General features: G+C 56.0%; 9 protein-coding genes. 8 read left to right on the top strand and 1 reads right to left on the bottom strand.

Annotation, left to right across the window (positions count from 1 at the left end; translation table 11 throughout):
• Positions 1 to 99 precede the first annotated feature (99 nt).
• The 8 genes from NZ823_12665 to murA all read left to right on the top strand — a co-directional run bounded on the left by NZ823_12665 (position 100) and on the right by murA (position 9,283).
• Positions 100 to 1,950, top strand: coding sequence for a hypothetical protein (locus tag NZ823_12665; protein MCS6805975.1), 1,851 nt, complete (start codon positions 100 to 102; stop codon positions 1,948 to 1,950).
• Positions 1,951 to 1,953: 3 nt separating this feature from the next.
• Complete coding sequence (locus tag NZ823_12660) at positions 1,954 to 2,949, top strand: M20/M25/M40 family metallo-hydrolase (protein ID MCS6805974.1); 996 nt, start codon at positions 1,954 to 1,956, stop codon at positions 2,947 to 2,949.
• Positions 2,950 to 3,161: 212 nt separating this feature from the next.
• Entirely contained in the window at positions 3,162 to 4,523 is a 1,362-nt protein-coding gene (locus NZ823_12655) for an aspartate kinase (protein MCS6805973.1), read from the top strand.
• A gap of 28 nt (positions 4,524 to 4,551) precedes the next feature.
• Positions 4,552 to 5,247: a dihydrodipicolinate reductase gene (locus NZ823_12650; GenBank protein MCS6805972.1), complete on the top strand. Its 696-nt coding sequence runs from the start codon at positions 4,552 to 4,554 to the stop codon at positions 5,245 to 5,247.
• 44 nt (positions 5,248 to 5,291) lie between these two features.
• Positions 5,292 to 6,212 carry a 4-hydroxy-tetrahydrodipicolinate synthase gene (gene dapA, locus NZ823_12645; protein MCS6805971.1) on the top strand — a complete coding sequence of 307 codons (921 nt, stop codon included), beginning with the start codon at positions 5,292 to 5,294 and terminating at the stop codon, positions 6,210 to 6,212.
• A gap of 4 nt (positions 6,213 to 6,216) precedes the next feature.
• Positions 6,217 to 7,050 (top strand): 2,3,4,5-tetrahydropyridine-2,6-dicarboxylate N-succinyltransferase, encoded by an 834-nt coding sequence (locus tag NZ823_12640; protein MCS6805970.1) that lies wholly within the window; start codon positions 6,217 to 6,219, stop codon positions 7,048 to 7,050.
• On the top strand, positions 7,047 to 7,961 hold the full coding sequence (gene murB / locus NZ823_12635; GenBank protein ID MCS6805969.1) for a UDP-N-acetylmuramate dehydrogenase: 915 nt from the start codon (positions 7,047 to 7,049) through the stop codon (positions 7,959 to 7,961). The genes NZ823_12640 and murB overlap by 4 nt, the downstream gene beginning before the upstream one ends.
• The gene (gene murA, locus NZ823_12630; protein MCS6805968.1) at positions 7,958 to 9,283 is read left to right on the top strand and encodes a UDP-N-acetylglucosamine 1-carboxyvinyltransferase; all 1,326 of its coding nucleotides are present in this window, start codon (positions 7,958 to 7,960) and stop codon (positions 9,281 to 9,283) included. Before murB ends, murA begins: the two co-directional genes overlap by 4 nt.
• A 645-nt stretch (positions 9,284 to 9,928) precedes the next feature.
• Here the strand turns inward: murA and NZ823_12625 are convergent.
• Positions 9,929 to 12,727 (bottom strand): vitamin B12-dependent ribonucleotide reductase, encoded by a 2,799-nt coding sequence (locus tag NZ823_12625; protein ID MCS6805967.1) that lies wholly within the window; start codon positions 12,725 to 12,727, stop codon positions 9,929 to 9,931.
• Positions 12,728 to 13,164 lie beyond the last annotated feature (437 nt).

Raw genomic sequence — 13,164 nt, 5'->3', positions numbered from 1 at the left:
ATTTTTCTTCCGCTTTTTACATCTTTCCTACGGATGTTTTACATGCACGAGTGGCTAGGCTAATATCTATGCCCCAGGTTTGCCGGAGGTGATGATGTCATGAGGAGTTTAGTATGTCGTCTGGTTCACATAGGAATTTTCTTGCTCGCATGGGCCTTAGGTGTGGCGGCTCTGGGCGCTGCCTCATTCCACGCGCAGATTAAGGTTGAAGAGTATCGCTATCAGCGTCGGCTCACTTCGGATGAACAGCAATGGATTGACGAGCGCTTCAAGAAGATGCGCTTGGAAGAAAAAGTCGGGCAGATGTTCATGATCAGCGTGCCGACGAGTTTTTTGAACATAGAGAGTGAGGGGTTCAAAGAGCTGCGCCAGCGCGTGCTAGAGCAGCGCGTTGGCGGGATTATCTTGCAGCCTGGCGAAGTGTACGAAGCGGCGGTGTTGGTGGACCGCCTGCAAGAGTTGTCCCGCTATCCGCTGTTTGTGGCCGCCGAAGTTGAAGCGGGAACGGGCATGGTGCTGCGTGGTGCAACGAACTTTCCTTGGAACATGGCCGTTGGCGCGACAGGAGACCCAATACTGGCTCAACAGCAAGCGGAAGCCGTGGCGCAGGAAGCGCGCGTGCTGGGCGTCAACATGTTGCTGGCTCCGGTGGCCGAGGCCGTCCACTATGAGCCTACTGACTCCATCAATGTGCGTTCGTATGGCGACGATCCGGCGCAGGTCGCTCAGTATGTTGCCGCTTTCGTTCGTGGCGCACAGAGGTATGGCGTGATGGCAGTGGCCAAATTCTTTCCCGGTTATGCGCGTGCGAGCGTGCCGACCAGCGGCGGATTCATGACGTTGGGAGCGGCCCGCGATCAACTGGAGGCGGCCGAATTTGTGCCGTTTCGTTCTGCCATTGCTGAAGGCGTTGGTGGCGTCATGGTGGGTCATATTGCTGTTCCTAGCGTTGACCCGACGCCGTTGTCAGCAGGCTCGACTGCCGGTTCATTGCCGGCTTCGCTCTCCGCCGTTGTGGTGTCGGATGTGTTGCGCCGCGGCATGAAGTTTGATGGATTGCTCCTGACCGATTCACTTCAGCATGGCAGCCTCGCTTCTTTCAAAGGAGCGAGCGCGGTCATTCAAGCGATCAAGGCTGGCGTTGATGTGATTGTAATGCCGGTCAACACGGATGAGGCCATCCGCGCTGTTATGGATGCCGTTCGTCAGGGTGAAATCAAACAGGAACAGATTGACCAATCGGTGCGCCGGATTCTGACAGCCAAAATGCGTTTGGGATTACCCTATCAGCGATTCGCTGGCATTGACATATTGGACAGTTTCATTGCCCGCAGTGAATTGCAGCAAATCGCTCACACTATCGCCCGCAAATCCATTACACTGGTGCGCAACGATCGCGGCTTAGTCCCGCTGCAAGCGGCGACACTACGTTCTATTTTTCACATCGTGGTCACAAACACGGACACCAACGCGTCAGAGCGCCAGAGCATTGGACGCATGCTCACTGCCGAATTACAGAGGAAGATCAGGCAGGTGGATCGCATTGTGCTGGACACCACGACACCCGTCGAGCGTGTGCCGACGATTGTCAATGTTGCGCGCGGGGCTGAGCTGGTGATTGTCTCGCTCTTCATTCGTCCGCAACTGGATGGGGCGACGGCGACGTTGCCGGCGGTCGGCGCCACGCTGTTGCGCCAGCTTGCAGAGAGCGAACGCCCCCTGATTGTCATTTCGTTTGGCAGTCCTTATCTCTTGCTCGATGCTCCCACCATTCCTACTTACTTGTGTGCGTTTGGCGACGCGAGAGAGTCTATTTACTCACAGGTGGCTGTCGCGCGAGCCTTATTCAGAGAAATTCCGATTAGCGGTAAGTTGCCAGTGGCTCTGCCCGGCCTCTATCCGCGCGGCCACGGCCTGGTCATTGAATTTCAAGGAACGCGGAAAGACTGACCGATGCGTATGGACCTGTTTCATTTGACGCGACACTTGATTGACATTGAATCTGTAACAGGCCATGAGCTGGCCATCGGCGTATTTTTGGAAGCCTATCTGGCGGAACATGGCTACCGCGTGAGGCGGCAAGAAGTCCAACTTGACCGGTTCAATGTCTATGCTTTTGTGCAGTCGCCGCGGTTGATTTTTTCCACTCACCTTGACACCGTGCCGCCGTTCATAGCGTCTCATGAAGATGACGTGAACATTTATGGTCGTGGAGCGTGCGACGCCAAAGGCATCATCGCTGCGCAGATTCATGCAGCGGCAGAATTGCGCCAACAGGGCATTGAAGACATCGGGCTGCTCTTTGTCGTCGGCGAAGAAGGCGACAGCGACGGAGCCAAGCTGGCTAATCAACTTGAGCTTGGCAGCGCCTTCCTGATCAACGGCGAGCCGACCGGCAATAAACTGGCTATCGCCTCCAAAGGCTCGATGCGCGTGCAGATTACGACACGTGGACGGGCGGCGCATTCTGCCTATCCGCAGATGGGCGAGTCGGCGATTGAGAAGCTGCTCGATGTGTTGAATGACATACGTCGTATGCCGCTGCCGCGCCATGATCTGCTTGGCGAGACGAATTTCAACATCGGTATGATAGCCGGCGGCATCGCGCCGAATGTGATTGCTGACGAGGCTCATGCTTGGTTGATGTTTCGTTTGGTCGAGGATGCGGCGGCGCTCAAAGCTGAGCTGCTCGCTGTTGTGCAAGGTCGGGCTGATGTGCAGATTCGCTCCGAAACGCCGCCGGTGTTTCTCAGGAGTGCCGACGAGTTTGAGACATGTGTCGTCTCGTTTACAACCGATGTGCCGTGGCTCACCAATCTGGGGCAGCCCTACTTACTCGGCCCCGGCTCGATCCTGGATGCGCATACTGATCACGAAAAGGTCTCCAAGCAAGAACTGACCGAAGCCGTTGCTCTTTATGTGCGACTGGCGAAGGGGTTGTTACAATGAAGGAAAATCCCAAGCCCCTGCGAGGAAATCCGAAGCACGAAATCCGAAATCCGAAACAAATTCCAATGACCAAACTCTCCAATGTGAAACAAGGAGTGGCAGTGTTTGGAACATTGAGATTTTGACGTTTCAGCTTGTTTCGGATTTCGGTATTCGGATTTGGAATTTCCATCAAAGAGGGCTTCGGAGTTGGTTCTGACCGGAGGAACGCTATGATCGTGATGAAATTTGGTGGCAGTTCTGTTGCCGATGCACCATCAATTGAGCGCGTCGTGAACATTATTCGTGGCTATCTACCGCAGCATCCCGTCATCGTCGTGTCGGCAATGAGCAAGACAACGAGGAAGCTTCTGCGGGCTGCTGAGCTGGCTGCTGGCGGCGATCTGGCGGCAGGCACAACACAACTGGAAGAGCTGAAGGCATACCACATGGAAGTTATTCGCGGGCTGCGGGCAACGGCGGTGGAATCAGAGGTAGACGGCTACTTCAACGAGATTGAGCGGCTGCTCAGTGGGCTGGCCATTCTACGTGAGTTCACTCCGCGCGGGCGCGACCGCATTGCTGCTTATGGTGAACTGATCTCGTCAAAAATCCTGGTCGAAGCGCTGCGGCGCGCCGGTGTTAATGCTCGATGGCTCGATGCGCGTCAGTTCATCATTACCGACGACGACCACACGCGGGCGCGACCACTCTTTGACATGGCGAATCCGAAAATCGTTCACGCGCTGCGACCATGTCTGGAAGCCGGGCAGATTCCCGTGACGCAAGGTTACATTGGCTCAACCATTGACGGCATCACCACCACGCTCGGTTTTGAAGGATCCGATTATACGGCAGCGATTATTGGCGCAGCGCTCGATGCGCAAGACATTCAAATCTGGACGGACGTCAACGGCATCATGACAGCCGATCCGGCCTTGCTGCCCGAAGCGCGCACAGTCAAAATCCTTTCGTTTGCCGAGGCCAAAGAACTGACCCACTTTGGCGCCAAGGTGCTTCATCCCAAGACGCTTTTCCCTGCTCACGAGAAAGCCATTCCCGTGCACATCTACAATTCCAAGCAGCCCGACGCGCCCGGCACTGTCATTGCGTTGGAAGCGCCACCGGCACGAACGCCCGTCAAATCGCTCGCCTACAAAAAGCCGATCTCGCTCGTGACGATCATCTCCAACGGTTCGCTACCGCGGCTGCGGTTCTTCAAGTTGGTGTTTGACGCGCTGGAACGCGCAGGGCTTTTTGCCTACATCGCTGCGATCTCTGAGCTGCGTGTGGCGCTGGCTGTTGATTCCTCAGAGATGACGCAAGCATTGATTAACCAGCTACGGCATGCAGCTCAAACAATGGTGACACACAATCACGCCATTGTCTGTTTGGTTGGCGAGCGCCTCAAGCAGCGGCCGGGGATTGTTGCCGACGTATTCCAGGCTCTCAACGACATGCGCTTCGATCTGATCTCGCAGGGCGCGTCTGAGCATAGCTTGGCGCTGATTGTGCACGAAGCAAACCTCGAAACAGCATTGAAGCGATTACACGAGTTGTTGTTTCAGAACCCAGACCCAGCATTGTTTTATTGAAGAAGACCAGCAGCAGAAGGAGAGGGAAATGAACATCGCGCTTCTCGGCTACGGTAGGATGGGCAAGCTCATTGAGCAACGAGCGATCAGTCAAGCGATCACGGTTTCGCTCGTTCTGGATGCAACTAACAACGATCAGTTCCAAGGGGTGACGCCGGAGAACCTGTCGGGCGTGGATGTGGCTATTGATTTTTCTACGCCTGGTGCCGTGGTGGAGAACATACGGCGTGTGGCTGCTGCGGGAGTCAACATGGTCGTCGGCACAACTGGCTGGTACGAGCATTTGGACGAAGTGAAGCAGATCGTCTGCACGCATGGCATTGGATTGGTGTACGGACCGAACTTCTCGATTGGCATGAATCTCTTTTTCAAGCTGATCGAGCAGGCTGGTCGTTTATTTCACCGATTTGGCGGGTTTGATCCGTTCATTGAAGAAGCGCACCACAAATTTAAGAAAGACGCTCCTTCGGGAACTGCCGTGACGCTTGGGCGGCTGCTTGAAGCGTGGTATCCGGGGCGGTCAGTGCCCATCACCAGCGTCAGAGCTGGCTACATACCGGGCACTCACGCGGTCAGTTTTGATTCAGAGGTCGAGACGATCATGCTGAGACATGTGGCGCGCACTCGAGAAGGTTTTGCCGATGGGGCGCTCCTGGCTGCTCGGTGGATCGTCGGAAAGAAAGGCTTCTATGAATTCAGTCACATCGTGGAAGAACTGCAATGAATCATTTATAATGTCGGCCAGTCAGCAACGATTGGGAGGCAATGATGAAAGACCTTCGTTCGATGACCGGGTGCGGGACGGCGCTCGTCACGCCATTCACATCAGATGGTGGCATTGACGAACCGGCTCTGAAGCGGTTGGTTGAGTATCAGATTAGCCACGGAATTGATTTCCTTGTGCCCTGCGGCAGCACTGGCGAAGCAGCCACGCTATCGGCTGAAGAACATTGGCGCGTGGTTCAAATCGTTGTGCAACAGGCTGCCGGGCGTGTGCCGGTCATAGCCGGCGCTGGTGGCAACAACACGCAGCGCGTCATCGAGCTGGCCAAAGGCTGCGAACAACTTGGCGTAGATGGATTGCTCTCTGTGTCGCCGTACTACAACAAGCCGACGCCCGATGGACTGGTTGCACATTATCGCGCCATCGCGGATGCCGTCGCTTTGCCGATCATTGTGTATAACGTCCCCGGTCGCACGGGCAGCAATATCGAACCGAACACGTTGGCGCGGCTCGCCGGTATTGCCAACATCATCGGCGTGAAAGAGGCTTCGGGTAACGTGCTACAAATTGCCGAAATCCTGAACCGACTCCCTCACGACTTCAAAGTGTTCTCCGGTGATGATGCGCTGACGCTGCCGATTGTGGCACTAGGCGGCGTTGGCGTCATTTCGGTTGCGTCCAACGAAGCGCCGGCCGAGATGACCAAGCTCACTCGCCTGTGCCTGGAAGGCCGATTTGAAGAAGCCAGGCAGTTGAATCGGCGATTGTGGGCGCTGATGCAGGTGAATTTCATCGAGTCGAATCCGATACCAGTCAAAGCGGCGCTCAGCATGATGGGCTTGATCGAAGAACATTACCGGCTGCCCCTTGTGCCACTGAAGCCGGAAAACAGAGAGAGAGTGCGGCAGGTGTTGTTGGCCACCGGCTTACTACAGGCCACTGGGCAACCTTCAGCAACCGGGTAGACTGATGATGGACTTACAGCAACGCATCGAAGAGCTATTCGCTGCCGAGCCGGATCAGTATGGTCAGGAGTATTTCGACGTTTTCGATGAGTTGAAACGGAACCTCAATGAGGGTACTGTCCGCGCCGCCGTCAAGCAGGGCGACCGGTGGGTTGTAAACCAGTGGGTGAAGAAAGGCATCCTGCTCGGCTTTCGCATCGGTGTCATTCAGGACGTCTCCGTTAATGACAAGTTTCCGTTCTTCGACAAGAGCACCTATCCGCTGAAGCGAATTCGTATCGAAGATGGCGTCCGCATTGTGCCGGGCGGGTCGGCCATCCGCGATGGTTGTTATGTCGGACGCGGCGTGGTTTGCATGCCGCCGATGTATATCAACGTCGGCGCGTATGTGGACGACGGCACGATGATTGACTCGCACGCGCTGGTCGGCTCGTGCGCGCAAATTGGCAAGCGGGTACACCTGAGCGCCGGCGCGCAAATCGGCGGTGTGTTGGAGCCGGTTGGTTCAATGCCTGTCATCATCGAAGATGATGTGCTGATCGGCGGCAATTGCGGCGTCTATGAAGGCGCGATTGTGCGCCAGGGCGCGATTCTCGGTGCCGGCACGATCTTGACAGGTTCCACGCCGGTGTATGACATGGTCCGTGAGGCCGTCTATCGCAAAACGGACGAGGCGCCACTGGAAATCCCTGCTAACGCCGTTGTGGTGCCGGGCTCGCGTGCCATCAGCAAAGGGCGCGGGCGCGAGTGGGGATTGTCGCTCTACACGCCGGTCATCATCAAATACCGCGACGCGAAAACGGCTGGCTCGATTCAGTTGGAAGAGTTGCTCAGATGACGCCCGCTCTGTCAGCGCTTCGGCAGGAACTGGCCAACCGGTTCGGCCCAGATCGTATCCGCGTTCATGAACCGTTAGCCCGACACTGCAATTGGAAAACGGGCGGCCCAGCCGATCTATTCGTGGTTGCCCGAACAACGGGTGAGCTGGTTGGAGCGTTGCGGTTGGCATACGCGCATCATCAACCGGTAACGGTGATCGGCTTTGGCGCTAATGCGCTCGTTGCTGACAAAGGCATTCGAGGACTGGTCATCGTGAATCGGGCTGAGCGCATCGTGTTTCATGCGGGCTGTCTTGTTGAAACCGATTCGGGTACGAATCTGGCGGTGCTGGCCAGGCGCGCGGCTGAGCAACAGGTTGGAGGACTCGAATTCCTGATCGGCATTCCAGGAACGGTTGGCGCGGCCGTAGCCGGCAACGCCGGCACACGTCAGTGCTGGATCGAAACTGTGCTAGAAAGAGTTCGCGTGCTGGGAACCGATGGACAAGAATATGAGCTGGCCCCCTCTGACTTAGCATTTTCCTATCGCCATAGCCGCTTGAAGGAGTCAGGCGAGATTGTGCTTACGGCCTGGCTGCGAGGCCGACCTGATGAGCGAGCCAATATCGAACGCACCATGAATGAGCTGCTGGTTCAGCGCAAAAACCAACCGCCCGGAGCGAGCGCTGGGTCAGTGTTTAAGAATCCGCCGGGCGATTTCGCCGGACGATTGATCGAGCAATGCGGATTGAAAGGGCACCAGATCGGCAGGGCGAAAATTTCAGAGATGCACGCCAATTTCATCGTCAATCTGGGCGGCGCCCGGGCAGCCGACATCAAAGCGCTGATTGATCTAGCTAAAGCTGAAGTTGAACGTCGCTTCGGCATCACGCTGGAAGAAGAGATCCGTTATCTGGGAGAGTGGTCGTGAACCGGTGGATCATCCAAGGCGGGCAGCCGCTGCGGGGCCGCGTGACAATCAGCGGCGCTAAGAACGTGGCCTTTAAGCTCATGATTGCCGCGCTGCTCGGACGGCAACAAACGACGCTAAGCAATGTGCCAGATGTTGGTGACGTCCATCTGGCGGCGACGATGATCGAGTTGCTGGGAGGTCGCGTCGAGCGTCTTGATCGTCACACGCTTCGCATTGATCCTCGCGGCCTCACACATTGTACGATCCCATCGGAACTGGCCAAACAGTCGCGCGCCTCTTTCATGTTCATCGGACCGCTCATTGCTCGTTGTGAACATGTGACGCTGCCGTTGCCGGGCGGCGATCCAATCGGCAAACGTCCTCTGGATCGTCATCTTGCCGGCCTGCTGGCAATGGGCGCAGAGATTGATCAGCATCGCAACCAGATCACGGTGCGCGGCGGCCACCTGAAAGCAGCGCGCTATCGGTTTCCGAAAAACACACACACCGGCACTGAGACGCTGATTTTGGTCGCCGTCAGGGTGCCAGGCCAAACGATCCTTGAGAATGCTGCACAGGAACCGGAGGTTGATGATCTGATCGCCATGCTCAACAAAATGGGCGCTCAGATTCGTCGCGCCGAGCCTAGAACCATCGTGATTGATGGGGTTGATGAGCTGCAAGGGGCGGATCACCAAGTGATGTCAGATCGCAACGAGGTTGTCTCGTTCGCTTGCATGACGCTGGCCACTCAAGGCGATGTGTGGATTGATCGCGTGCAACCTGAATATCTGGGAGCCTTCCTCGAACAACTGGAGCGAATCGGTGCAGGAATGGACGTAGGGCGTTCATCGTTGCATGTCTGGTATCAAGGCCCGCTCCGCCCGACCAATGTGGTGACTGCTCCCTATCCGGGTTTCATGACCGATTGGCAGCCGCTGCTGACCACATTGATGACGCAAGCTCACGGCACAAGCGTGATCCATGAAACGGTGTTCGAGCAGCGATTCGGCTATGTTCAAGAGCTTCGAGAAATGGGTGCGAATATCGAGTTGTTCAACCCGCCGGTCGAGCAACCAGAGGCATTTTACAACTTCAACTGGGAAGATAATCGCCCGGACTATCAACACGCTGCGCGCATTCACGGGCCGACGCTACTGCACGGCATTCGAGCGGAAGTAAAAGACGTCCGCGCCGGAGCCACGCTGGTGCAAGCGGCGCTGACAGCGCAAGGAGAAACCATCCTCTCCGGCGTTGAGCATATCGAGCGTGGCTATGAGGACCTTGATGAACGCTTGAGAAAGCTGGGCGCTTTGATCACGTCAATGCGCAGCAAATAAATTGATCACATCAGTACGCAGCAAATAAAAGACGACGGGGCATTGGTTAGTCTCAGAAAGCTGGGCGCTTTGATTACGCCGGCGCGCCGATGACCAGCCACTCAGCGCAACTGCCTGAGCAACCGGTCACCGACTGCCGCTTGCCCTCGTCCCTCACCTGAAAATCACTTTGCAATCCCGCGCAGCCTGGCAGCTCAATGGCAAGCCCGCGCAACTACTCAGATGGCAAGCCACTTTGCATGAAGCCCACACCAGAATCGGCGTTCAGCAACACCAGCTAGTGCCAGATTCATGTGCGTTGAACCGACAGGCGCAGCCTCTGCCTGTTCAATCCTGTTCAATCTGAGCACTGAGACACGCTAGCACACAAAACCCACTGGAGTGCACAGAGTGAGCGGCGATCCAGATGCGTCCAATCTGTGAGCACTGAGATACGCCATCGGTCAAACGGGCGAGCAAACCGCTCTGAAGCTACTCTACAACCGCTCTAAAGCCGGCTTAAAACCAGCCGAACGCCGCTCTACAACCGCTCCAAACCGGCTCTAGAGCGATTTCAATTGCCTTTAGCTGGGGGCCGCCACATCTTGCGGGCTCTTGCACGCTGCGGGCGGTGCACGCCCAGAGTAAACTCATTCACGATCCGCTCTAAGAACAGCCGCTCGTGCTGCCGCAGTTGTGACACCTATAGCATGACCCATTGCGCACCATGATCTGCCCGCAATCAGGACATGGCGGCGCGTCCGCTTGACTGATGAATGTTGTCTTCGGCGCTACAGCAGCCGAGGCCAACGGTTCTGTTGGTGGTGGGTGACCATTCGACTCTTGGCTCAGTTTCGCGCGCACAGCCGCCGTCATGACGCCGAGCTGCTCTTGTGATTGCACGTCAAGGAACTGCGAAGCGAGCCAGCGAAAGATGTAATCAACCAGCGATTTGGCAACACGCACTTCTGGATTCGTCGTGACCCCTGATGGCTCAAACCGCATGTGACTGAATTTTTTCACCAAGGCTTCCAGCGGCACGCCGTATTGCAACGCAATAGAAATGGCCGTGGCAAACGCATCCATCAAACCCGAAATGGTGCTGCCTTCTTTAGCCACCGTGACGAAGATTTCGCCGGGAGAACCATCTTCGTACATGCCAACGGTGATGTATCCGTCATGGGTGGAGCCATCCTGACTGTGAATGGTGAAGTGATGGGTGATCGCGCGCCGCGTATCCGGCAAGCGGCGGCGAACCGGCTCGGCCACCTTGGCGGGCATCGTTGCCAACCGCTCCGCATCAGCCGCCGGCGTTGCTGCCTCTGCTTGCTTCTGACTGGTTTTCTCCTTGCTCGTAGTCAACGGCTGAATCCGCTTGGAACCGTCCCGATAGATCGCCAGCGCTTTGAGGCCGTGCTTCCAGCCTTCGATGTAGACTTCGGCGACTTGCTCCGGTGTGATGTCGTGAGGCAAGTTACAGGTCTTGGAGATGGCGCCGCTAATAAACGGCTGCACGGCGCCCATCATGCGAATATGACCCATGTAATGAATGGAGCGCGTCCCATTGGCCGGGCGAAACGCGCAATCGAACACGGGCAAGTGCTCCGGTCGCAAGTGTGGCGCGCCTTCGATCGTGCCGTGTTCATCGAGGTAGGCCATGATCTCCGCGATCTGCTCTTCGCTATAGGCAAGCCGGCGCAGCGCCACAGGCACAGTGTGGTTAATCATCTTGATCTGACCGCCGCCAACCAATTTCTTATACTTGACCAGTGCAATATCAGGTTCGATGCCTGTCGTATCGCAATCCATGAGAAACGCGATGGTGCCCGTCGGCGCTAACACACTGGCTTGCGCATTGCGATAACCGAACAGCTCGCCGCGCATGAGCGCCTCATCCCATGCTTGGCGGGCAGCCTGCAACAGTTCATCCGGCACCAGCTTGTTGTCAATTTTCTCCACGCTCTCGCGGTGCTTGCGGATGACGCGCAGCATCGGTTCACGATTGATGGCATAGCCGGCAAATGGGCCGATCTTCTCAGCGATTCGCGCCGACATGGCATAAGCTTCGCCGGTCAGCAATGCTGTAATCGTCGCCGCATAGGCGCGGCCCTCATCGGAATCATACGGCAGGCCTCGCGCCATCAGCAGCGCGCCCAGATTGGCATAGCCGATGCCTAATTGACGATAGGCTTTGGCATTCATCGTGATTCGTTCCGTCGGATAGCTGGAATTGCCCACGATGATTTCTTGCGCAGTGATGATGATGTCCACTGCATGTCGGAACGCAGCGATGTCAAACTGGCCTGTGGCCGTGTCATAAAACTTCATCAAGTTCAAGCTCGCCAGATTGCACGCTGAATTATCCAGGTGCATGTATTCGGAACACGGATTGCTCGCATTGATGCGCCCGCTATTGGGGCAGGTATGCCACTCGTTGATTGTCGTATCGTATTGCATGCCTGGATCGCCGCATTCCCAGGCCGCTTCGGCGATTTGTCGCATCAGCTCACGCGCCTTGTGCGTAGCAACGATCTCACCGGTGGTCACCGCCCGTAAGTGCCAATCTCTGTCCTCGAGCACCGCCCGCATGAATTCATCGCTGACGCGCACTGAGTTGTTGGCATTCTGATACTGGATCGAAATCCAGGCATCCGAATCCAACGAGGACATATCATAGCCAGCCTCGCCCAATGCGTATGCTTTGCGCTCTTCCTTGGCCTTGCACCAGATGAATTCAAGGATGTCAGGATGATCTACGTTGAGGACTACCATCTTAGCAGCCCGTCTTGTTTTTCCTCCAGACTTAATCGTGCCGGCAATGGCATCAGCCCCGCGCATGAACGAGACCGGCCCCGACGCTTTGCCGCCTTTGGAGAGCTGCTCCTGAGATGAGCGCAGATTGGATAGGTTGATGCCCGAACCTGATCCGCCGCGAAAGATCATCCCTTCGTTGCGATACCACTCCAGGATTGATTCCATGTTATCTTCAATCGAAAGGATGAAACACGCTGAGCACTGCGGCTTTTCTTCAAACCCGACATTGAACCAAACGGGGCTGTTGAAAGCAGCCATCTGATGCAATAACAAATAGGTCAATTCCGCTCGAAACGCGGCGGCATCGTCAGGCGAATCAAAATAGCCATCACCGATGCCCCAACGGGTGATGGTATCGGCCACCCGACCAATCATCTGACGGACGCTCCATTCACGCTCAGGACTGCCGAGCTTCCCGCGAAAATACTTCTGCGCAACAATGTCCGTGGCTCGCTGAGACCAAAACTTCGGGAACTCAACATCCGGCTGCTCAAATACGACCGCGCCTCCGCTTCCCATAATACGGGCGGTGCGCCGTTCCCACTCAACTTGCTCGAATGGATCAATCCCCGGAATGGTAAAGTAGCGTTCCACCTGAATACCACCCGCCATCACCTCTGCATTCTGCTGCAGCTCCTTGATTCGTTCCATATCCGCTTCGTCTCCCCTTGTGAGTTTTGTTTGCGTCAAAGCCCTCTCACCTCACCACGTTGAATTTTCGCCCCGGGCTTCACTCACGGTTGTCCGCGCCAGAAACCTCGCCCCTCTCTCACCGCCTGATGATTGCTCCTTGTTGTTCAACGTTTTGTTTTTCCTCAGCAGTTTCGACTGCCGGGTGCCCCGCTTTTCTCTAAACGGTGGCCTCAGTGTATACCACAACATGATGAATTGTCAACAAGAAAAATCACTACATATTGTGGTTTTGAGGCTAAGTGAATCAGGGCAAACGAAATAAAATTTTTTCCACACCTCATCCACAGCTTTTTAACAACTTTTCCACAGAAGAGAGCCAATCCGTTGTCAGAAAGTGGGTTGCGCTCGCTTGAGATTGTGGCATAGGCATTCCTGCCCGTGCTCCGCTTTGATGC

This window comes from Blastocatellia bacterium (genome assembly GCA_025054955.1).
GTDB lineage: Bacteria > Acidobacteriota > Blastocatellia > HR10 > J050 > JANWZE01.
This window is presented reverse-complemented; position numbering and strand designations above follow the sequence as displayed.

What these genes read in the sequence shown, in the direction of transcription:
- NZ823_12660 (MCS6805974.1), top strand. Translation starts at nt 1,954, where the DNA reads ATGCGTATGGACCTGTTTCATTTGACGCGACACTTGATTGACATTGAA.
- NZ823_12655 (MCS6805973.1), top strand. Translation starts at nt 3,162, where the DNA reads ATGATCGTGATGAAATTTGGTGGCAGTTCTGTTGCCGATGCACCATCA.
- NZ823_12665 (MCS6805975.1), top strand. Translation starts at nt 100, where the DNA reads ATGAGGAGTTTAGTATGTCGTCTGGTTCACATAGGAATTTTCTTGCTC.
- NZ823_12650 (MCS6805972.1), top strand. Translation starts at nt 4,552, where the DNA reads ATGAACATCGCGCTTCTCGGCTACGGTAGGATGGGCAAGCTCATTGAG.
- NZ823_12625 (MCS6805967.1), bottom strand. Translation starts at nt 12,727, where the DNA reads ATGGAACGAATCAAGGAGCTGCAGCAGAATGCAGAGGTGATGGCGGGT.
- murB (MCS6805969.1), top strand. Translation starts at nt 7,047, where the DNA reads ATGACGCCCGCTCTGTCAGCGCTTCGGCAGGAACTGGCCAACCGGTTC.
- dapA (MCS6805971.1), top strand. Translation starts at nt 5,292, where the DNA reads ATGAAAGACCTTCGTTCGATGACCGGGTGCGGGACGGCGCTCGTCACG.
- NZ823_12640 (MCS6805970.1), top strand. Translation starts at nt 6,217, where the DNA reads ATGATGGACTTACAGCAACGCATCGAAGAGCTATTCGCTGCCGAGCCG.